22 protein-coding genes are annotated in these 22,324 nt (G+C 41.0%); 21 read left to right on the top strand and 1 reads right to left on the bottom strand.

All coding sequences use genetic code 11. The features are described from left to right. The first annotated feature begins 80 nt into the window (after positions 1 to 80). The 8 genes from B7714_RS01770 to B7714_RS01735 all read left to right on the top strand — a co-directional run bounded on the left by B7714_RS01770 (position 81) and on the right by B7714_RS01735 (position 8,102). Positions 81 to 1,409: an ABC transporter substrate-binding protein gene (locus B7714_RS01770; protein ID WP_084859480.1), complete on the top strand. Its 1,329-nt coding sequence runs from the start codon at positions 81 to 83 to the stop codon at positions 1,407 to 1,409. 218 nt (positions 1,410 to 1,627) lie between these two features. After that, positions 1,628 to 2,494, top strand: coding sequence for a carbohydrate ABC transporter permease (locus tag B7714_RS01765; protein ID WP_162279145.1), 867 nt, complete (start codon positions 1,628 to 1,630; stop codon positions 2,492 to 2,494). Between the two features lie 15 nt (positions 2,495 to 2,509). Next, positions 2,510 to 3,349, top strand: coding sequence for a carbohydrate ABC transporter permease (locus B7714_RS01760; protein WP_001183243.1), 840 nt, complete (start codon positions 2,510 to 2,512; stop codon positions 3,347 to 3,349). Between the two features lie 444 nt (positions 3,350 to 3,793). Then, positions 3,794 to 4,246, top strand: coding sequence for a NanQ anomerase/TabA/YiaL family protein (locus tag B7714_RS01755; RefSeq protein WP_084859479.1), 453 nt, complete (start codon positions 3,794 to 3,796; stop codon positions 4,244 to 4,246). A 20-nt stretch (positions 4,247 to 4,266) separates the two neighbouring features. Continuing rightward, complete coding sequence (locus B7714_RS01750; protein WP_084859478.1) at positions 4,267 to 4,911, top strand: YesL family protein; 645 nt, start codon at positions 4,267 to 4,269, stop codon at positions 4,909 to 4,911. A 170-nt stretch (positions 4,912 to 5,081) separates the two neighbouring features. Then, complete coding sequence (locus tag B7714_RS01745; protein WP_084859477.1) at positions 5,082 to 5,999, top strand: dihydrodipicolinate synthase family protein; 918 nt, start codon at positions 5,082 to 5,084, stop codon at positions 5,997 to 5,999. Positions 6,000 to 6,016: 17 nt separating this feature from the next. Then, complete coding sequence (locus B7714_RS01740) at positions 6,017 to 6,913, top strand: ROK family protein (protein ID WP_084859476.1); 897 nt, start codon at positions 6,017 to 6,019, stop codon at positions 6,911 to 6,913. 424 nt (positions 6,914 to 7,337) lie between these two features. Next, entirely contained in the window at positions 7,338 to 8,102 is a 765-nt protein-coding gene (locus B7714_RS01735; protein ID WP_084859475.1) for a class I SAM-dependent methyltransferase, read from the top strand. A gap of 135 nt (positions 8,103 to 8,237) precedes the next feature. Here the strand turns inward: B7714_RS01735 and B7714_RS01730 are convergent, their stop codons facing one another. Continuing rightward, positions 8,238 to 9,089 (bottom strand): MurR/RpiR family transcriptional regulator, encoded by an 852-nt coding sequence (locus B7714_RS01730; protein WP_071851247.1) that lies wholly within the window; start codon positions 9,087 to 9,089, stop codon positions 8,238 to 8,240. A 255-nt stretch (positions 9,090 to 9,344) separates the two neighbouring features. On the opposite strand from B7714_RS01730, the gene pbp2b reads away from it, so the two are divergent. The 13 genes from pbp2b to B7714_RS01665 all read left to right on the top strand — a co-directional run bounded on the left by pbp2b (position 9,345) and on the right by B7714_RS01665 (position 22,112). Next, complete coding sequence (pbp2b, locus tag B7714_RS01725) at positions 9,345 to 11,387, top strand: penicillin-binding protein PBP2B (protein ID WP_084859474.1); 2,043 nt, start codon at positions 9,345 to 9,347, stop codon at positions 11,385 to 11,387. Between the two features lie 10 nt (positions 11,388 to 11,397). Continuing rightward, positions 11,398 to 11,994: a recombination mediator RecR gene (gene recR / locus B7714_RS01720; RefSeq protein ID WP_000966754.1), complete on the top strand. Its 597-nt coding sequence runs from the start codon at positions 11,398 to 11,400 to the stop codon at positions 11,992 to 11,994. 173 nt (positions 11,995 to 12,167) lie between these two features. Then, a complete protein-coding gene (locus B7714_RS01715) occupies positions 12,168 to 13,211 on the top strand; it encodes a D-alanine--D-alanine ligase (RefSeq protein ID WP_084859473.1) in 1,044 nt (347 codons plus the stop codon). A gap of 83 nt (positions 13,212 to 13,294) precedes the next feature. Beyond that, complete coding sequence (locus B7714_RS01710; RefSeq protein ID WP_084859472.1) at positions 13,295 to 14,668, top strand: UDP-N-acetylmuramoyl-tripeptide--D-alanyl-D-alanine ligase; 1,374 nt, start codon at positions 13,295 to 13,297, stop codon at positions 14,666 to 14,668. Further along, positions 14,655 to 15,266, top strand: coding sequence for an NUDIX hydrolase N-terminal domain-containing protein (locus B7714_RS01705; RefSeq protein ID WP_084859471.1), 612 nt, complete (start codon positions 14,655 to 14,657; stop codon positions 15,264 to 15,266). The genes B7714_RS01710 and B7714_RS01705 overlap by 14 nt, the downstream gene beginning before the upstream one ends. A gap of 195 nt (positions 15,267 to 15,461) precedes the next feature. Further along, a complete protein-coding gene (locus B7714_RS01700) occupies positions 15,462 to 16,166 on the top strand; it encodes a YwaF family protein (protein ID WP_084859470.1) in 705 nt (234 codons plus the stop codon). A 236-nt stretch (positions 16,167 to 16,402) separates the two neighbouring features. Next, a complete protein-coding gene (gene ftsA, locus B7714_RS01695) occupies positions 16,403 to 17,773 on the top strand; it encodes a cell division protein FtsA (protein ID WP_084859469.1) in 1,371 nt (456 codons plus the stop codon). 16 nt (positions 17,774 to 17,789) lie between these two features. Then, positions 17,790 to 19,046, top strand: a complete 1,257-nt coding sequence (ftsZ, locus tag B7714_RS01690; protein ID WP_084859468.1) for a cell division protein FtsZ — start codon at positions 17,790 to 17,792, stop codon at positions 19,044 to 19,046. 3 nt (positions 19,047 to 19,049) lie between these two features. Beyond that, complete coding sequence (locus tag B7714_RS01685; protein WP_084859467.1) at positions 19,050 to 19,721, top strand: YggS family pyridoxal phosphate-dependent enzyme; 672 nt, start codon at positions 19,050 to 19,052, stop codon at positions 19,719 to 19,721. A gap of 9 nt (positions 19,722 to 19,730) precedes the next feature. After that, the gene (locus tag B7714_RS01680; protein WP_084859466.1) at positions 19,731 to 20,261 is read left to right on the top strand and encodes a cell division protein SepF; all 531 of its coding nucleotides are present in this window, start codon (positions 19,731 to 19,733) and stop codon (positions 20,259 to 20,261) included. Next, positions 20,261 to 20,521, top strand: coding sequence for a YggT family protein (locus tag B7714_RS01675; RefSeq protein ID WP_000576500.1), 261 nt, complete (start codon positions 20,261 to 20,263; stop codon positions 20,519 to 20,521). The genes B7714_RS01680 and B7714_RS01675 overlap by 1 nt, the downstream gene beginning before the upstream one ends. Beyond that, positions 20,518 to 21,309, top strand: a complete 792-nt coding sequence (locus tag B7714_RS01670) for a YlmH family RNA-binding protein (RefSeq protein WP_084859465.1) — start codon at positions 20,518 to 20,520, stop codon at positions 21,307 to 21,309. Before B7714_RS01675 ends, B7714_RS01670 begins: the two co-directional genes overlap by 4 nt. A gap of 8 nt (positions 21,310 to 21,317) precedes the next feature. Continuing rightward, positions 21,318 to 22,112 (top strand): DivIVA domain-containing protein, encoded by a 795-nt coding sequence (locus tag B7714_RS01665; protein WP_084859464.1) that lies wholly within the window; start codon positions 21,318 to 21,320, stop codon positions 22,110 to 22,112. Positions 22,113 to 22,324: the final 212 nt, after the last annotated feature.

The raw sequence follows: 22,324 nt of genomic DNA, 5'->3' as shown, positions 1-22,324 counted from the left end.
GTCGGATGAAATGAAAACGTATACAAATATAAAGAACTCATTATCCAATATGGATACGCTTATCAATTAGGAGAATACAAATGAAATTTAGAAAACTAGCTTGTACAGTACTTGCGGGTGCTGCGATTCTTGGCCTTGCTGCTTGTGGTAACTCTGGTGGAAGTAAAGAGGCTGCAAATTCTGGTAGCGATAGCGGAAAAACAGAAATTACTTGGTGGGCATTCCCAGTCTTCACACAAGAAAAAACTGGTGACGGTGTTGGAACTTATGAAAAATCAATCATCGAAGCTTTTGAAAAAGCAAATCCAGATGTAAAAGTGAAATTGGAAACCATCGACTTTAAGTCAGGTCCAGAAAAGATTACAACAGCTATCGAAGCAGGAACAGCGCCAGACGTACTCTTTGACGCACCAGGACGTATTATCCAATACGGTAAAAATGGTAAATTGGCTGAGTTGAACGACCTCTTCACAGACGAATTCGTCAAAGATGTCAACAACGAAAACATCGTGCAAGCAAGTAAGGCTGGAGACAAAGCTTACATGTATCCAATCAGTTCAGCTCCATTCTACATGGCTATGAACAAGAAAATGTTGGAAGATGCTGGAGTTGCAAACCTTGTAAAAGAAGGTTGGACAACTGATGACTTTGAAAAAGTTTTGAAAGCGCTTAAAGATAAAGGCTACACTCCAGGTTCATTGTTCAGTTCTGGTCAAGGGGGAGACCAAGGAACACGTGCCTTCATTGCAAACCTTTACGGTGGTTCTGTAACAGACAAAGACGTAACTAAATATACAACTGACGATCCTAAATTCGTCAAAGGTCTTGAAAAAGCAGCTAGCTGGATCAAAGATGGTTTGTTGAACAATGGTTCACAATTTGACGGTGGAGCAGACATCCAAAACTTTGCTAACGGTCAAACTTCATACACAATCCTTTGGGCACCAGCTCAAAACGGTATCCAAGCGAAACTCTTGGAAGCAAGTAAGGTAGACGTGGTAGAAGTACCATTCCCATCAGACTCTGGTAAACCATCTCTTGAATACCTTGTAAACGGATTTGCAGTATTTAACAACAAAGACGACAAGAAAGTCGCAGCTGCTAAGAAATTCGTTCAATTCATCGCAGATGACAAAGAATGGGGTCCTAAAGACGTAGTTCGTACAGGTGCCTTCCCAGTTCGTACTTCATTTGGCAAACTTTATGAAGACAAACGTATGGAAACAATCAGTGGCTGGACTAAATACTACTCACCATACTACAACACTATCAATGGATTTGCTGAAATGAGAACACTTTGGTTCCCAATGTTGCAATCTGTATCTAATGGTGATGAAAAACCAGCGGATGCTTTGAAATCCTTCACTGAAAAAGCTAACGAAACAATCAAAAAAGCTACAAAACAATAAGCACTAAGTCAGATTGATTCCCCCTTTTCCCTGTGCACTAAGGTGTAAGAAAAGGGGGACTTTTGTTTGAAATGGTAGGAACTGTCACGAAATTAAAATGAAGTTCTTACATAAGCGAATCTTAAAAAATTTCATTTTGATTTTAAAACAGTTTAAAAAAATCAAAAACTATTCTATTTGAAAGAGAGGTGCCAACTGTGAAAGTCAATAAAATTCGCATGCGGGAAACAGTGATTTCCTATGCTTTCCTAGCACCAGTATTATTCTTCTTTGTGATCTTTGTATTGGCTCCTATGATTATGGGATTCATTACAAGTTTCTTTAACTACTCCATGACGAAATTTGAGTTTGTAGGCTTGGACAACTACATTCGCATGTTTAAAGATCCTGTCTTTACCAAGTCTTTGATCAATACCGTTATCCTGGTTATTGGATCAGTACCAATTGTTGTACTCTTCTCGCTCTTTGTAGCATCTCAAACCTATCATCAAAATGCGATTGCTCGATCTTTCTATCGTTTCGTCTTCTTCCTACCAGTTGTAACAGGTAGTGTTGCCGTAACGGTTGTATGGAAATGGATCTATGACCCACTATCAGGGATTCTAAACTTTGTCCTCAAGTCAAGTCATATCATCAGCCAAAACATTTCTTGGTTGGGTGATAAAAACTGGGCCTTGCTAGCGATTATGATCATCCTTTTGACAACATCTGTTGGTCAACCGATTATCCTTTATATCGCTGCTATGGGAAATATTGACAACTCACTTGTTGAAGCAGCGCGTGTTGATGGTGCGACTGAGTTCCAAGTGTTCTGGAAGATCAAATGGCCTAGCCTTCTTCCAACAACTCTTTACATCGCAATCATTACGACCATCAACTCATTCCAATGTTTCGCCTTGATTCAGTTGTTGACTTCTGGTGGTCCAAACTATTCAACAAGTACCTTGATGTACTATCTTTACGAAAAAGCCTTCCAATTGACAGAGTACGGCTATGCAAATACCATCGGTGTCTTCTTGGCAGTGATGATTGCCATTGTCAGCTTTGCTCAATTCAAGATCCTCGGAAACGACGTAGAATACTAAAGAAAGGAGACAGTTATGCAACCTACACAAAAGAAACCCTTAACAGCTTTCACTGTTATCTCAACGATTATCTTGCTCTTGTTGACCGTACTGTTCATCTTTCCATTCTACTGGATCTTGACAGGGGCCTTCAAATCACAGCCTGATACCATTATGATTCCACCACAATGGTTCCCTAAAATGCCAACCATGGAAAACTTCCAACAACTCATGGTGCAAAACCCTGCTATGCAGTGGATGTGGAACTCTGTATTTATCTCATTGGTAACCATGTTCTTAGTCTGTGCAACCTCTTCTCTAGCAGGTTATGTCTTGGCTAAGAAACGTTTCTATGGTCAACGCATTCTCTTTGCAGTCTTTATCGCTGCCATGGCACTTCCAAAACAAGTTGTCCTTGTACCATTGGTACGTATCGTCAACTTCATGGGAATTCACGATACACTTTGGGCAGTGATTTTGCCTTTGATTGGATGGCCATTTGGGGTCTTCCTCATGAAACAGTTCAGTGAAAACATCCCAACAGAATTGCTTGAATCAGCTAAAATCGACGGTTGTGGTGAGATCCGTACTTTCTGGAGCGTAGCCTTCCCTATCGTGAAACCAGGATTTGCAGCCCTTGCAATCTTTACCTTCATCAATACTTGGAACGACTACTTTATGCAGTTGGTTATGTTGACTTCACGTCAAAACTTGACCATCTCACTCGGGGTTGCGACCATGCAGGCCGAAATGGCAACCAACTATGGTTTGATCATGGCGGGTGCAGCTCTTGCAGCCGTGCCAATCGTAACCGTCTTCCTTGTCTTCCAAAAATCCTTCACTCAAGGGATTACTATGGGAGCTGTTAAAGGATAAGATTCTGCGAAAATCGAGTTTAAACTACATCAGCATCACCTTGCCATACTTAAGTATTGCCTGCGGTTAGCTTCCTAGTTTGTTCTTAGATTTTCATTGAGTATAAGAGAATACAGAGTTATAAGTGTCTACAAAATGGAGAGTATGCAGTTGCTTCGTGAAGTTTTGTCAGACACTTATAAACTTAAGAATGAACTCTTTTCATGATACTAGTTAGAGTAGGTTCGTTTTATGGTAACTATTTCCCGCTTTAGTGGTATCTAAGATAAGCATCTTACGCTTATCTTAGACGGAATTTTTGAGACTGACGATGAAAGAGCAACAGGCTCAAAAATTAGGAATGAAATTCCGAAGGAATTTGCTTCCGTCCGCACTGTTACAGGGAAATAGAGAAGGAACGTTCGAAACTGAAGACTAGTAACTATCAAAAACGAAGGAAACAGTATGATTTTTGACGATTTGAAAAACATCACCTTTTACAAAGGGCTTCATCCCAATCTAGATAAGGCTATCGACTATCTCTATCAGCACCGTAAGGATTCTTTCGAACTCGGTAAGTATGAGATTGACGGGGACAAGGTCTTTCTAGTTGTTCAGGAAAATGTCCTCAATCAAGCTGAAAATGATCAATTTGAGCATCATAAGAACTATGCAGACTTGCATTTGCTGGTAGAAGGGCATGAATATTCGAGCTACGGTTCACGTATCAAAGACGAGGCGGTAGCATTCGATGAAGCGAGCGACATTGGTTTTGTCCATTGTCATGAACGCTACCCACTCTTGTTGGGTTATCACAATTTTGCGATTTTCTTCCCAGGAGAACCGCATCAGCCAAATGGCTACGCAGGGATGGAAGAAAAGGTTCGCAAATATCTCTTTAAAATTTTGATTGATTAAAAGAATCAGGAGGAGCAAACATGGCACAAAAAGGAGTAAGCCTTATCAAGGCAGCATTTGATACAGATAATTTTCTCATGCGTTTCAGTGAGAAGGTCTTGGATATCGTGACAGTCAATCTTCTTTTTGTCGTCTCTTGTTTGCCTATCGTGACGATTGGAGTGGCGAAAATCAGCCTTTATGAGACCACGTTTGAGATTAAGAGAAGCAGACGGGTACCAGTATTTAGAACTTATATAAGGGCCTTTAAGCAAAATTTGAAACTGGGGCTTCAGTTGGGTCTGTTAGAGTTAGGCATTGTGTCATTAAGCCTTCTAGACCTCTATCTCTTCTGGGGACAGACTGCTTTGCCTTTCCAGATTGTCAAGGCTATTTGTTTGGGGATTCTCATCTTCCTCACTCTGGTGATGTTGGCTAGTTATCCCATCGCTGCGCGCTATAATTTGTCTTGGAAAGAAGTGCTGCAAAAAGGGCTTATCTTGGCAAGTTTTAACTTTCCTTGGTTCTTCCTCATGTTAGCCATTCTCTTTCTCATAGTGATGGTTCTTTATCTATCCGCCTTCACTCTCCTTTTGGGTGGGTCAGCTTTTATCCTCTTTGGTTTTGGTTTGCTGGTCTTTCTCCAAGCAGGATTGATGGAGAAAATTTTCGCCAAATACCAGTAGGATGACTTGTTTCTGAAACTACTTTCAATCGTTACAGTTTCTAAAATACAAGTAGAAACTAAAATCTAAGTGTATACAAGATATTGAAAGCGATTTTCACAAGGTGTATACTAAACTTGTAAAAATAGAACTGCTCTCAGCAGAAAAAAAGAAATCTTAGGAGAAAATCTATGTCAGATTTGAAAAAATACGAAGGTGTCATTCCAGCCTTCTACGCATGTTATGATGATCAAGGAGAAGTCAGTCCAGAGCGTACGCGCGACTTGGTCCAATACTTCATTGATAAGGGTGTTCAAGGTCTCTATGTCAATGGTTCTTCTGGTGAATGTATCTACCAAAGTGTGGCAGATCGCAAATTGATTTTGGAAGAAGTCATGGCAGTTGCCAAAGGAAAATTGACTATCATTGCTCACGTTGCTTGCAATAATACAAAGGATAGTATGGAACTTGCTCGCCACGCAGAAAGCTTGGGAGTAGATGCTATTGCAACGATTCCACCGATTTACTTCCGCTTGCCTGAGTACTCAGTTGCCAAATACTGGAACGATATCAGTGCTGCAGCTCCAAACACAGATTACGTGATTTACAACATTCCTCAGTTAGCGGGTGTTGCGTTGACTCCAAGCCTCTACACAGAAATGTTGAAGAATCCACGTGTTATCGGTGTTAAGAACTCTTCTATGCCAGTTCAAGATATCCAAACCTTTGTTAGCCTTGGGGGAGAAGACCATATCGTCTTCAATGGTCCAGATGAACAGTTCCTAGGTGGTCGACTCATGGGTGCCAAAGCTGGTATTGGTGGTACTTACGGTGCGATGCCAGAACTCTTCTTGAAACTCAATGAGTTGATTGCTGAGAAAGACTTGGAAACAGCGCGTGAATTGCAATACGCTATCAATGCAATCATTGGTAAATTGACTGCTGCACATGGAAATATGTACGGTGTGATTAAGGAAGTCTTGAAGATCAATGAAGGTTTGAACATTGGTTCAGTTCGTTCACCATTGACGCCAGTGACGGAAGAAGATCGACCAGTTGTAGAAGCAGCTGCAGCCTTGATTCGTGAAACCAAGGAGCGCTTCCTCTAATCCATAAGGAGGTATTTATGACACACTACGTTGCAATTGATATCGGTGGAACCAATATCAAATATGGTTTGATTGACCAAGAAGGCCAACTTGTTGAATCGCATGAAATGCCAACTGAGGCGCATAAGGGTGGTCCTCATATCTTACAAAAGACAAAAGATATCGTAGCCAGCTATTTAGAAAAAGGCCCAGTAGCAGGTGTTGCCATTTCTTCTGCAGGGATGGTGGATCCTGATAAGGGGGAAATTTTCTACGCTGGACCTCAGATTCCCAACTATGCAGGAACCCAGTTCAAGAAGGAAATCGAGACGAGTTTTGCTATTCCTTGTGAGATTGAAAATGATGTCAACTGCGCAGGTCTTGCTGAGGCAGTATCTGGTTCAGGTAAGGGAGCGAGTGTCACACTTTGCTTGACTATTGGAACAGGTATCGGTGGTTGCTTGATTATGGATGGGAAAGTCTTCCATGGATTTAGCAATTCAGCTTGCGAAGTCGGTTATATGCATATGCAGGATGGAGCTTTCCAAGACTTGGCTTCTACGACAGCCTTGGTAGAATATGTGGCAGCAGCTCATGGTGACTCAGTCGATCAGTGGAATGGCCGACGCATTTTCAAGGAAGCTACCGAAGGAAACAAGATTTGTATGGCTGGTATTGACCGCATGGTAGACTATCTAGGAAAAGGTCTGGCAAATATTTGCTACGTTGCCAATCCAGAAGTGGTCATTCTCGGTGGCGGGATCATGGGGCAAGAGGCTATCCTCAAACCGAAGATCCGCACAGCCTTGAAGGCGGCCTTGGTGCCAAGCCTAGCTGAAAAAACACGATTAGAATTTGCCCATCACCAAAACACAGCAGGGATGTTGGGAGCCTATTATCATTTTATACTCAATGAAAATCAAAAAGCAAAGTAGGAAGCTAGCCGTAGGCAGTACTTGAGTACGGCAAGGTGAAGCTGACGTGGTTTGAATTTGATTTTCGAAGAGTATCAAAACAAAACAATCCTAGTTTGGAATTATAGAATTAAGAAAAACACTGAATTACTACTTGAGTGAAAACTGTTTTACTTAATTCTTTTTTTATTGAAAAATTTGAGCCAAAGGATGTAATCGTGAGAAACTAGGAGAAAATAACCGACTTGCATGAGAAGTTAAGGAGAGAGCAATTCTATCATCAATTCAACTAGTGTTTAGTTTGAGTAAATGAGAAAATGTGGAAAAATGATATAATGAGGTGGACGAAAAATTGACAAATTAGAATTTGTAGAGGTGAGAAAAATGTAATGGTAACCTATTCACCTGAAATCGAAATCATATAAAATTACGAGGAGATTGTAAGATGAATAATTATATAAAATTAAATGAAGATAGATGGAATAATGTAAAAAATGACTATACTGAGCCATTGACACATGAAGAATTAGAAGAAGCTAGAAAGCATCCAATTTCTGTTGCCTTAACTGTTGGGGAAAAAGTCCCCACAGAATGGTTTGAAAAAGCCAAGGGAAAAAAGATATTAGGGTTAGCTTGTGGTGGTGGACAGCAGGGTCCGGTTTTTGCTGCAAAAGGTTATGATGTCACCATCATGGATTTTTCTAAATCGCAATTAGAAAGAGATGAGATGGTTGCAAAACGAGAAGGCTTAAAAATCAATACCGTTCAAGGCGATATGACAAAACCATTTCCATTTGAAAATGAAACTTTTGATATTATTTTTAATCCAGTTTCAAATGTATATATAGAAGATTTAGAAAACATGTATAAAGAAGCCTCTCGAGTATTGAAAAAGGGCGGTTTGTTAATGGTCGGATTTATGAATCCTTGGATATACATGTATGATGCTGACATTGTATGGGACAAACCCGATGAGGAATTGCTTTTAAAGTTTTCACTCCCTTTTAATTCAAGAGAGCTTGAAGAGGAAGGCAAAATCACCATCAATCCAGAATATGGATATGAATTTAGCCATACCTTAGAAAGTCAGATTAGAGGACAACTAAAAAACGGTCTCGCTATGATCGATTTTTATGAATCATGTGATAAAAGACATCGATTATCACCTTATGGAAATGATTATATCGCTACACTTTGCATTAAACTATGATATTATAGAACGTGCTTCTGAAGAATAGCTCGTTTTATTTTACGATTAGAATTTGCCCATCACCAAAATACCGCAGGGATGTTGGGTGCCTATTATCATTTCAAAACAAAACAATCCTAGTTTGGTTCAACCAAACTAGGATTTTCTAACGCGTTTTTGTCTACGATAGCCGTTGAGCTTTTTATTTTCCCAATAGCTGTTAAAGATTTTTTCTTTGCTCTCGCGATTGATTTCTAAAAAGTAGGCATAAATCAAATCTATTAAAATGAGCATAGGGAGCTGAGCGGAAATACGCTGGATGTAAGAAGATTGACTATGACTTGCGACAAGGACTGTTTCGGTATAAGCCTGACTATTTTTATTTGGAGCACTGGTAAATAAAATGGTCTTAGCCCCCATTTCCTTGGCATCCAACAAACTATCGAGGACGGATTGGGTAGTGCCTGATAGAGAAAAGCCAAGTACCAAACAGTTTTCATCCATGATACTGGTCGTCCAAGCAAAGCCATCCCGATCGGTCAAAGCTTCACAGACAACACCTAGACGCATAAAGCGCAGTTTCATCTCACGGGCAATCAGACCAGAACTTCCCGTCCCAAAGAAGTAAACTCGTTCTGCGTCATCGATTAATTGGGCGACGCGTTCCAGTTGTTCTTCGTCAATCAAATCCTGTGTTTGTTCTCTCATGATACTGTAGCTTCGTAAAACACGTTTGGTCAAAGGACTGTGTTTGTGCGAATGAGTGTCCGGTTTACTAGCCTGATGCTGGTATTGAAAGACGAACTCTCGGTAGCCTGTAAAACCACACTTTTTGGCAAAACGGGTCAAGGCTGCTTGGGAGATATGTAATTTCTGGGTAACTTGCTGAGAAGAGAGATCATCTTGGATCGTTTCAGCTTGCAAAAAATAGCGAGCGATTTCTTGCTCGAGCTCGGTTAATTCTTCAAAATGGAGGTCGATTATGGTTGCGATATCTGGCTTGTTCATGAGGCTCCTTTTTATGAGTCAAAGTCTTAAAAATTAACGCTTTCCTAACTATTACTATCATTATATCATAGAAAATAGGATAACCAAATAAAAAGGCATTTTCAATTAAAAGTCAAAAAATGCTTCGACTTTTCCAAGAGTTTCTCCGTAAAATATGGTACAATGAAATATACTGAGCTTCACCTGTTTGCTCTATTATTTTAGGGAAAATAAAGGTGGAAATCGGGAATTTTTCTAGAAAAGAGCCTTAGTTGTATGAGAAAATTTAATAGCCATTCGATTCCGATTCGGCTTAATTTACTATTTGCGATTGTCATCCTGCTCTTTATGGCCATTATTGGTCGTTTGTTATACATGCAGGTGCTCAATAAAGATTTTTATGAAACAAAATTGGCCTCAGCCAGCCAAACAAGGGTAACAACCAGTTCAGCTCGTGGACAGATTTATGATGCAGCAGGGAAACCCTTGGTAGAAAACACTGTCAAGCAGGTTGTTTCTTTCACACGAAACAATAAAATGACGGCAGCTGAATTGAAGGAGACAGCCAAGAAACTTCTCACATATGTAAATGTAACTTCCCCTGATCTGACTGATCGACAGATTGCAGACTACTACTTGGCGGACCAGGATATTTACAAAAAAACAGTCGAATCCTTGCCAAGCGATAAACGCCTGGATTCAGATGGGAACCGCTTATCGGAAGCGACACTTTACAATAATGCGGTTGAAAGCATTGACGTGAGTCAACTTAATTATACAGATGACCAGAAAAAGGAAATCTATCTCTTTAGTCAGCTCAATGCCGTTGAAAATTTTGCAACGGGAACCATTTCTACGGACGCCTTAGATGATACCCAAGTTGCTCTCGTTGCATCAGCGTCCAAGGAATTACCAGGGATTAGTATTTCAACTTCATGGGATCGAAAAGTCCTAGACACTTCTTTGTCAACAATCGTTGGTAGCGTTTCAAATGAAAAGTCAGGACTTCCAGCAGAGGAAGTTGATGCCTATCTCAAAAAAGGGTATTCTCTCAATGACCGAGTGGGAACTTCCTATCTTGAAAAGCAATATGAAGATGTTCTTCAAGGGAAACGCTCCGTCAAAGAAATCCACCTCGACAAACACGGAAATATGGAAAGTGTGGAAAATGTCGAAGAAGGAAGCAAAGGAAACAACATCAAGTTAACGGTTGACCTAGCTTTCCAGGATGGTGTGGATGACCTACTCAAGAGCTACTTCAACTCAGAGTTGGGCAATGGCGGAGCCAAATACTCTGAAGGAGTCTACGCTGTAGCTCTTAATCCTAAAACCGGTGCAGTTTTGGCCATGTCGGGTGTCAAGCATGATGTCGAATCCGGTAAATTAAGTTCAGATTCGCTTGGAACAATAACCAACGTCTTTGTGCCAGGATCTGTTGTTAAGGCAGCGACCATCAGCTCTGGTTGGGAAAATGGAGTCTTGTCAGGTAATCAAACCTTGACAGACCAGCCGATTGTTTTCCAAGGTTCGGCCCCTATCAATTCATGGTATACCTTGTCATATGGCTCTTTCCCTATCACAGCAGTTGAGGCTCTAGAATACTCTTCTAATACCTATATGGTTCAAACTGCGCTAGGAATCATGGGACAAACCTACACACCAAATATGGTGGCCGCAACGGGGCAGTTAGAGACTGCAATGGGCAAATTGAGATCAACCTTCGGGGAATACGGACTCGGAGCTTCAACAGGGATTGATCTCCCAGATGAATCCACAGGATTTACGCCAAAAGAATTTGATTTGGGGAACTATATCAATAATTCCTTTGGTCAGTTTGACAACTACACACCAATGCAGTTAGCCCAGTATGTCGCAACCATTGCAAACAATGGCGTACGTTTGGCTCCTCACATCGTTGAAGGGGTTTATGGAAACAATGACCAAGGTGGCTTAGGCAGCCTGGTTCAAGAAACAGCCACTAAGGAACTGAACAAGGTCAATATCTCAGAATCAGATATGGCTATCTTGCAGCAAGGTTTCTATCAAGTTTCGCATGGAACGAGTGCTCTGACAACTGGTCGTGCCTTTTCAAATGGCGCAGCCGTTTCCATCAGCGGGAAAACGGGTACTGCCGAAAGTTACGTTAATGGCGGTCAAAAAGCCAATAATACCAATGCAGTCGCCTATGCACCGACCGAAAATCCTCAAATCGCGGTCGCAGTCGTCTTTCCTCATAATACCAACCTTACAAACGGTGTCGGACCTTCGATTGCACGCGACATTATCAACCTCTATAACCAACACCATCCAATGAATTAGAAAGGAACTTATGCTGTATCCAACACCTATTGCCAAGCTGATTGATAGCTATTCAAAGTTACCAGGTATCGGAATCAAAACGGCTACCCGCCTAGCCTTCTATACCATTGGAATGTCTGATGACGATGTCAATGAATTTGCCAAAAATCTCCTGTCTGCTAAGCGGGAATTAACCTATTGTTCCATCTGTGGCCGTTTAACGGATGATGATCCTTGCTCGATCTGTACAGATCCGACTCGTGATCAGACAACCATCTTGGTACTAGAGGATAGTCGCGATGTGGCTGCTATGGAAAACATCCAAGAATACCATGGACTCTATCATGTCTTGCACGGCCTCATTTCTCCGATGAATGGTATCAGCCCAGACGATATCAACCTCAAGAGTCTTATGACCCGTCTCATGGATAGTGAGGTTTCAGAGGTGATTGTGGCAACCAATGCGACGGCAGATGGGGAAGCGACATCTATGTATCTCTCTCGTTTGCTCAAGCCAGCTGGTATCAAGGTCACTCGTCTAGCACGAGGACTAGCCGTGGGAGCAGATATCGAGTATGCAGACGAAGTCACACTCTTACGAGCCATTGAAAATCGGACAGAGTTGTAGGAGTAGACAAATTTACGAACTAAATTTATTCATAAGAAAATTAAGGAGACCGATTTTGATGTTATAGGTCTCTTTTATGTTTCTTAAATTCTAGTACCATGTTCAAGTTTCAAAAAAGAAGCAAATATGATATACTAAAGAACGAGTATTCTATTAGAATTAGGACAAGCAATATGAAACAAACAATTATTCTTTTATACGGTGGGCGTAGTGCAGAGCGTGAAGTCTCTGTCCTTTCAGCTGAAAGTGTTATGCGTGCGGTCAACTACGACCGTTTCACAGTCAAGACTTTCTTTATCAGTCAGTCAGGTGACTTTATCAAAACGCAAGAATTTAGCCAGACTCCAGGTCAAGAAGATCGTCTCATGACCAATGCGACTATTGACTGGGACAAGAAAATAGCGCCAAGTGCTATCTACGAAGAAGGTGCAGTGGTCTTTCCAGTTCTTCATGGTCCGATGGGAGAGGATGGCTCTGTTCAAGGATTCTTGGAAGTTTTGAAAATGCCTTATGTCGGCTGCAATATCTTGTCATCCAGTCTTGCCATGGATAAAATCACGACCAAGCGTGTTTTAGAATCTGTAGGGATTGCCCAAGTACCTTATGTGGCCATCGTTGAAGGTGATGATGTGACTGCTAAAATCGCTGAAGTTGAAGAAAAACTGACTTATCCAGTCTTCACGAAGCCGTCAAACATGGGTTCAAGTGTGGGTATTTCTAAGTCTGAAAACCATGAGGAACTCCGTCAAGCTTTGGAACTTGCCTTCCAATATGACAGCCGTGTCTTGGTAGAACAAGGAGTGAATGCGCGTGAAATCGAGGTTGGTCTCTTGGGCAACTACGATGTGAAGAGCACGCTTCCTGGTGAAGTGGTCAAGGATGTTGCCTTTTATGACTATGATGCCAAGTATATCGATAACAAGATTACCATGGATATCCCAGCTAAGATTAGTGATGATGTAGTAGCTGTCATGCGTCAAAATGCAGAAACTGCCTTCCGTGCGATTGGTGGCCTCGGTCTGTCTCGTTGTGATTTCTTCTATACAGATAAGGGCGAAATTTTCCTAAACGAGCTCAATACCATGCCAGGTTTTACCCAGTGGTCTATGTACCCACTACTTTGGGACAATATGGGAATCAGCTACCCAGAACTAATTGAGCGATTGGTTGACCTTGCTAAGGAAAGTTTTGACAAGCGCGAAGCGCATTTGCTATAAAATGAAAGAGAGGGTAGGAGTTAGAACCATCACTGTTAGGTGAGTCGAGTTCTCGGACTTCAACCCTTTTTAAAGGAGTAGAAATGAAATTAACGATCCATGAAGTTGCCCAAGCTGTTGGAGCTAAAAATGATGTTAGTCTTTTTGCGGATGCTCAGTTAGAAAAGGCTGAGTTTGACAGTCGTTTGATTGGGACGGGAGATTTGTTTGTGCCACTTAAAGGTGCGCGTGATGGTCATGACTTTATCGAAACAGCTTTTGAAAATGGTGCTGCAGTAACCTTATCCGAGAAAGAGGTTGCAAATCATCCCTACATTCTAGTAGACGACGTCTTGACTGCCTTTCAAACCCTTGCGGCCTACTATCTTGAAAAAACGGCTGTTGATGTCTTAGCTGTTACGGGTTCAAATGGGAAGACGACGACCAAGGATATGTTGGCGCACTTACTGTCAACAACCTACAAGACCTACAAAACCCAAGGCAATTACAATAACGAGATTGGCCTTCCCTACACAGTCCTTCATATGCCTAAAGGAACAGAAAAGTTGGTCTTGGAGATGGGGCAGGATCACTTGGGAGATATTCATCTCTTGTCTGAAGTGGCTCATCCTAAGACAGCCATCGTGACCTTGGTTGGAGAAGCTCATTTGGCCTTTTTCAAAGACCGTTCAGAGATTGCTAAAGGGAAGATGCAAATTGCAGATGGTATGGCACCTGGTTCCTTGCTTTTAGCACCAGTCGACTCCATTGTAGAGGACTATTTGCCCACTGATAAAAAGGTGGTCCGTTTTGGGCAAGGAGCAGAGCTGGAAATTACAGACTTGATTGAGCGCAAGGATAGTCTGACCTTTAAGGCTAATTTTTTGGAACAAACCCTCGATTTGCCAGTGACAGGTAAGTACAATGCCACCAATGCTATGATTGCTGCTTATGTAGCTCTACAAGAAGGAGTTTCAGAGGAGCAAATTCGTCAGGCCTTCCAGAACCTAGAATTGACGCGTAACCGCACCGAGTGGAAGAAAGCAGCCAATGGAGCAGATATTCTGTCTGACGTATACAATGCCAATCCAACAGCCATGAAGTTGATTTTGGAGACATTTTCTGCCATTCCAGCTAACGAAGGAGGTAAGAAAATTGCTGTTCTAGCAGATATGAAGGAACTCGGCGACCAGTCTGTCCAACTCCATAAACAGATGATTTTGAGTCTATCGCCAGATGTGCTGGATACCGTTATTTTCTATGGAGAAGATATTTCGGAATTAAGCCAACTGGCTAGTAAAATGTTCCCAATCGGCCACGTTTTCTACTTCAAGAAAACAGCCGACGAGGACCAATTTGAAGATCTAGTCAAGCAGGTTAAGGAAAGCCTCAGTGCCAATGACCAAATTTTGCTCAAAGGCTCTAACTCCATGAATCTAGCCAAGTTGGTAGAAAGTTTAGAAAATGAATGCAAGTGATTTTGCCAAGTATCTGCAAAGAATGTTAGCTATTACGGATACTGGATTAACCTTTACAAAAGATCCTTTCGACCGTGAGCGCTACGAGGACTTGCGAAGTCTGTTATCTGAAATGTTGAATCAGGGATTAGATTTAGATTCAGTAGAAGTGGCAGAAGTTATGAAACCAACTTCCGCTTATGCAACTCCTCTGATGGACGTCCGTGCTTGGATTGTTGAGGATGAAAAAGTATGTTTAGTTAGAGGAAAAGGAGAGGATAGTTGGGCTTTGCCAGGTGGATTTGGTGAAGTCGGCTACTCTCCAACCGAAAATATTCTCAAAGAAATTGAAGAAGAAACCGGCTTTACAGCAAAAGCTGAAAGGTTACTTGCAGTTTTTGATACCAATCGTTTCCAACTGCAGAGCAAACAATATGCAAAGTTTGTCTTTGAATGTAAGCTTCTTGATGGACAATTTCAAGAGAATCAAGAAATTGCTGAGCTTCAATTTTTTGCCATTGACCAATTGCCAGTCTTATCTGAAAAACGCATCACCAAGGAGCAAATGGAGATTCTTTGGCAGGTTTATAAAGGACAAAGAGACCAATATGTTGATTAGTTTATGCTAGAGAAGTTGACAAATCAAAAAAGGGTATCTGCAAGGTGCATTTCTGCAATACAAATGATATAATAGGTTGCGAATTTAAGACGCAAGTATTCTATGCATGGCATGGAATCAAGTTTTTCAAAAAATTTAAAAGTTGGGGAAAGTGAATTTTTTACTGCCTCTAGCTAGATGAACGAGGAATAGAATATGAATTTGTGGGATAAATTATTTACCACACAGATATCAGAACCGCCCCAGTTTGAACTCCACTGGTACATTGGTTTGTTATGTTTACTGGCTCTTACTTTCTATGTTTCTTATCGTTTTCGCGATAAAGTGGCTTACCAGCGTTTTATTCAGATCCTTCAGTCTGTTCAACTGATTGTTCTGTATAGCTGGTATTGGGGGAATCACATGCCTCTGTCAGAAAGTTTGCCCTTCTATCATTGCCGTATCGCCATGTTTGTGATGCTCTTAATTCCAGGAACATCCAAGTACAAACAATACTTTGCCCTTTTAGGAACTTTTGGAGCAACAGCAGCACTAGCTTACCCTCTCTTTGATCCCTACCCATTTCCACACGTGACCATTTTGTCTTTCATTATCGGACATGTTGCCCTTTTAGGAAATTCGCTTCTATACTTGTTTAGAAACTATCAGCCATCCCTTCTCGATTTGAAGAATGTGGTGGTGATTACTTTCGCCTTAAATGGCTTGATATGGGTTGTCAACTTAGTTGTAGGTGGGGATTATGGATTTTTGAGTAAACCACCAATTGTTGGAAACTTCGGCCAGCCCTTAAATTATCTCATTGTTTCGACTGTTATCGTGATAGCAATTCGCTTAACAGGGAAATTAGTAGAAAATTTTTTACAACAAAAATCGGAAGAATTTATTCAAGAGAAGATCTAAAATGATCTTCTCTTTTTTGGATTTTTAAGAAACAAAAAGGAAATTGTGAACGTTAACTTCAAAAAATCTCTTAGAAGAAGAATTTTTCTAGAATTTTCTCAAAAAACATGCAGGAATTTTATCAAAAAATAAGCACGATTGGATTTTTTGTGTTATAATATTCTTTGAATAGCTATGCCCAAACATAGTTATTAAATAGAAGTGAGAAACTTGGAAGACAGAGAGGATGCGATGTAATGACTAGAGATGGTTTTTTTACAGGCTTAGATATCGGAACTAGCTCGATTAAAGTGCTAGTAGCTGAGCATAGAGATGGTGAAGTAAATGTAATTGGTGTTAGCAATGCCAAAAGTAAAGGTGTAAAAGACGGAATTATTGTTGATATTGAAGCAGCTGCTTCAGCAATCAAATCTGCGATCACACAGGCAGAAGAGAAAGCTGGTATTTCTATTAAGTCTGTTAACGTTGGCCTTCCAGCAAATCTTTTGCAGGTTGAACCAACACAAGGAATGATTCCTGTAACTTCAGATACCAAAGAAATCACGGATCAAGATGTTGAAAATGTTGTCAAATCAGCTTTGACTAAGAGCATGACTCCTGATCGTGAAGTGATTACCTTTATTCCAGAAGAATTCATCGTGGATGGTTTCCAAGGAATTCGTGACCCTCGTGGTATGATGGGTGTTCGCTTGGAAATGCGTGGTCTGCTTTACACAGGTCCTCGTACAATTCTACACAATCTTCGCAAGACGGTTGAGCGTGTAGGTATTCATGTTGATAATGTGATTATTTCACCTTTGGCAATCGTGAACTCCGTTCTCAATGAAGGCGAACGCGAATTTGGTGCGACTGTCATTGACATGGGTGGAGGTCAGACTACTGTAGCGACTATCCGCAACCAAGAATTGCAGTTCACTAACATCTACCAAGAAGGTGGAGATTACGTTACAAAAGACATTTCTAAAGTCTTGAAAACATCTCAAAAAATTGCAGAAAGTTTGAAACTGAACTATGGTGAAGCTTACGTTCCACTTGCAAGTAACGAAACTTTCCAAGTTGAAGTAATTGGTGAAGTAGAACCTGTTGAAGTAACAGAAAGCTACTTGGCAGAAATTATCTCAGCACGCATCAAACATATCTTTGACCAAATCAAACAAGAGTTGGAAAGAAGACACTTGTTGGATTTGCCAGGAGGTATCGTCCTTATCGGTGGAAATGCAATTTTGCCAGGAATTGTTGAATTAGCCCAAGAAGTATTTGGTGTTCGCGTAAAACTCTATGTACCAAATCAAGTTGGAATTCGCAACCCTGCATTTGCGCACGTGATTAGCTTGTCTGAGTTTGCTGGTAAATTGACTGAAGTCAATCTTCTTGCTCAAAAAGCAGTTAAAGGAGATGAATTCCTTCGTCAAAAACCAATCAACTTTGGCATTCCAAATCAACGTTTGAATCCAGTAGCGCAGCCAAGTCCAGCACAAACATCTCCAGCTGAAACTGTGCAGGAAGCTCCAGTCGCTCCTAAGGAAGAATTCCAAGCAAGTTCTCAAAGTAAACCGAAGCTAACAGAACGTTTCCGTGGTTTGATCGGAAGCATGTTTGATGAATAAAAGAGGATAAGAAATTATGACATTTTCATTTGATACAGCAGCAGCTCAAGGCGCAGTTATTAAGGTAATTGGTGTCGGTGGTGGTGGTGGCAACGCCATCAACCGCATGGTTGACGAAGGTGTTGCTGGTGTAGAATTTATCGCAGCCAACACTGATGTGCAAGCTCTTAGCAGTACGAAAGCAGAAACAGTTATCCAACTTGGTCCAAAATTGACTCGTGGTTTGGGTGCTGGAGGACGTCCGGAAGTTGGACGTAAAGCTGCAGAAGAAAGTGAAGAAGCTTTGACGGAAGCTATCACTGGAGCGGACATGGTCTTTATCACTGCAGGTATGGGTGGTGGATCTGGTACAGGTGCAGCCCCTGTTATTGCACGTATCGCTAAAGATCTTGGTGCTCTTACAGTTGGTGTTGTGACACGTCCTTTCGGATTTGAAGGAAGCAAACGTGGCCAGTACGCTGTAGAAGGAATCAACGAACTTCGCGAGCATGTTGATACTTTGTTGATTATCTCTAACAACAACTTGCTTGAAATTGTTGACAAGAAAACGCCACTTCTTGAAGCTCTTAGCGAAGCAGATAATGTCCTTCGCCAAGGTGTTCAAGGGATCACTGACTTGATCACGAACCCAGGATTGATTAACCTTGACTTTGCTGACGTGAAAACTGTAATGGCAAACAAAGGGAATGCCCTTATGGGTATCGGTATCGGTAGTGGTGAAGAGCGCGTTGTTGAAGCGGCTCGTAAAGCAATTTACTCTCCACTTCTTGAAACAACTATCGATGGTGCAGAGGATGTCATCGTCAACGTTACTGGTGGTCTTGATTTGACTTTGATTGAAGCAGAAGAAGCTTCAGAAATCGTCAACCAAGCAGCTGGCCAAGGTGTAAACATCTGGCTTGGAACATCAATTGATGAAAGCATGAAGGATGAAATCCGTGTTACTGTTGTAGCGACAGGTGTTCGTCAAGAGCGCGTGGAAAAAGTAGTTGGAGCTCGTAGCAACCAACCAGTTGGACGCCCATCAACTAAAGCTCCACAAGCACACACATTTGACCGTCAATTCGACTTGGAAGAAACAGCAGAATTGCCTAAATCAAGCCCTCGTCGCTTTGAAACAAACCAAGCGTCTGCATTTGGAGACTGGGACTTGCGTCGTGAGTCTATTGTTCGTCAAACAGATCCAGTTGTTTCACCGGTAGAACGGTTCGAAACACCAGTTTCACAAGATGAAGATGAATTGGATACACCTCCATTCTTCAAAAATCGTTAATCAATGAATTTGAAAAAAAATACTGAATTAGTTTTTCAGCAAATAGCTGATGCTAGTCAAGAAGCCAACCGTGCTCTAGATGCTGTTTCAGTAATCGCAGTGACAAAGTATATAGATGTACAAACAGCGGAAGCCTTGCTTCCGCTTGGTGTCCGTCATATAGGTGAAAATCGAGTTGATAAATTTTTAGAAAAATATCAGGCATTGAAAGATTACCCAGTTACTTGGCATTTAATAGGAACACTACAGAGACGGAAAGTGAAAGAAGTAATCCCATATGTGGATTACTTTCATGCTTTAGACTCCCTAAAGTTAGCCCAGGAAATTCAAAAGAGAACAGATCATGTTATCAAGTGTTTCTTGCAGGTCAATATTTCTGGGGAAGAAAGCAAGCATGGGTTTTCAAAAGAAGAATTGCTAGAACTTTTGCCAGAATTGGCTAAGTTAGATCAGATTGAGTATGTTGGTTTAATGACCATGGCTCCTTTTGAGGCAGACAGTGAGGAATTGAAAGAAATTTTCAAGGATACGCAGGCTCTGCAAGCAGAAATTAGAGAAAAACAAATCCCTAATATGCCGATGACAGAGCTAAGCATGGGAATGAGTCGTGATTTTAAAGAAGCGATTCAGTTCGGCTCAACCTTTGTTCGAATCGGTACAGCATTTTTTAAATAGGAGAGAGCTATGTCTTTAAAAGATAGATTCGATAAATTTATAGATTATTTTACAGAAGACGGAGAAGAAACGACTAACTACCAGACTCAACAAGAGGAAACAGTTAGCCCAGCCATCTCATCTTCTAAAGAATTACCAGCACCTGCTCAGTCAGGATCAGCAAAAGATGCAAATATTACTCGTCTTCATGCGCGTCAGCAAGAATTGGCGATGCAAAGCCATCGTTCAGATGAGAGAGTGACAATTGACGTTCGCTATCCAAGAAAATATGAAGATGCAACGGAAATTGTAGATTTGTTGGCTGGAAATGAAAGTATTTTAATTGATTTCCAATACATGACAGAAGTACAAGCCCGTCGTTGCCTTGATTACTTGGACGGAGCCCGTCATGTCTTGGCTGGAAATATGAAAAAAGTTGCGAGCACGATGTATCTATTGACTCCTGTCAACGTTATCGTGAATATTGAAGATATCAAACTTCCAGATGAATCACAAAGCGCTGAGTTTGGTTTTGATATTAAACGAAATAGAGCAAGATAATGATTTTCTTAATCCGTTTAATCCAAAATGCGGTTAGCATTTACTCGATCATTCTCGTTGCATTTGCTCTTCTTTCATGGTTTCCAAATGCCTATGAAAGCCAGCTAGGTCGCTTAGTTATCAGACTTGCTCGCCCAGTTATTGAGCCTCTTCGTAAGCTCAATCTACAATTTGCTGGTCTTGATTTTACGGTTTGGGCGGCGCTGATTTTGATTCAGTTTGTTGGAAATATCTTAACACGACTAGTCCTATTACTATGACAGTAAATCGAGCCATTTATCAGCATTTTTCCCAAGATGATATTCCTTTTATTGATAAGGGATTAGAGTGGATCAAGCGGGTAGAAGATACATATGCACCGGTGCTTACTCCATTTATCAATCCCCATCAGGAACAGATCTTGAGGGTGTTAGCTGGGACATATGGACTGGGTTGCCAAAGTAGTGGTGATTTTCTTTCGACAGAGTCGATTCGAGTTCTTCTCTATCCAGATTACTTTGAACCAGAGATATCAGACTTTGAAATGGCCTTGTTGGAAATCTGCTATCCGAGTAAGTTTGAACAACTGAGTCATGGAAAAATATTGGGAACAATCATCAACCAACTAGGAATTGACCGTAAATTATTTGGTGATATCTTGGTAGATGAAAAGAGAGCACAGATTTTTGTCAATCGCGATTTCATTCCTCTTTTTCAGGATGGAATAAGAAAGATTGGCAGACTTCCTGTATCGCTGGAGGAACGTCCTTTTACCGATAGGATTTTGTCTAAAATTGATTATAGAGAACGAGAAATTTTAGTTTCGAGTTTTCGATTGGATGCCCTCTTATCAAGTGCCTTGAAATTATCTAGAAACCAAGCTAGTCAACTGATAGAGAAAAAATCTGTTCAGGTAAACTATCATCTGGTTGAAAAAAGTGATTACCAGGTTGCAGTTGGAGATTTGATCAGTGTGAGAAAGTTTGGTCGTCTAAAAATTGTCAAAGATAATGGACAGACAAAAAAAGACAAGATAAAATTAAGCATTCAATTATTATTAAGTAAGTGAGGAAAAGTATGCCAATTACATCGTTAGAAATTAAAGATAAAACCTTTGGTACAAGATTTAGAGGTTTTGACCCAGAAGAAGTAGATGAATTTCTGGATATCGTTGTTCGTGACTATGAAGACTTGGTTCGTAGCAATCACGACAAAGAAACGCACATCAAGAACTTGGAAGAGCGTTTGTCTTACTTTGATGAAATGAAGGATTCCTTGAGCCAATCAGTTTTGATTGCCCAGGATACTGCTGAGCGTGTCAAACAAGCTGCTCAAGAACGTTCAAACAATATTATTCAACAAGCTGAACAAGACGCTCAGCGTTTGCTCGAAGAAGCGAAATACAAGGCAAACGAAATTCTTCGTCAGGCAACAGATAATGCTAAGAAAGTTGCCGTTGAGACTGAAGAATTGAAGAACAAGAGCCGTGTATTCCATCAGCGTCTTAAATCAACGATTGAAAGTCAGTTAGCTATTGTTGAATCATCTGATTGGGAAGATATTCTTCGCCCAACAGCTACTTACCTTCAGACAAGTGATGAAGCCTTTAAAGAAGTGGTTGGTGAAGTTCTTGGTGAAACAGTATCTTTACAACCAGAGGAAGAACCAATTGATATGACTCGTCAATTCACACCAGAAGAGGTAGCAGAGTTGCAAGCTCGTATCGAAGCTGGAAACAAAGAATTAGCTGAATTTGAAGCCCAACAAAATCAACAGACAGAAGAAAGTGACCAGCATGAAGAGTCAGTTGAAGTAGAAGTTACTGCAGCAACTGAGGAAGATGCAAACAAAGAATCTGTTCTTATCCTATAAAAAATTTGAGAACAAGATTTAACCAACTATATTTTCAGCGAGCGGGAGATGGTGCGAGTCCTGCAATCCCTAGTGGTTAGATTATCCTCTCAACGAATCTAGTCTGAAAGCAGTAAGACTGGACGTTCCCCACGTTACGGGAAAAGAGGAAAAGAGACGCTGTCTTTTTTCGAACAAAGGTGGTACCACGATTTTCGTCCTTTTTTGCGAGT

It is taken from the genome of Streptococcus oralis subsp. oralis (assembly GCF_002096595.1).
GTDB classification, from domain to species: Bacteria; Bacillota; Bacilli; order Lactobacillales; family Streptococcaceae; genus Streptococcus; species Streptococcus oralis_D.
The sequence above is the reverse complement of the archived record's forward strand: the minus strand, read 5'-3'. Positions and strand labels throughout refer to the sequence as shown.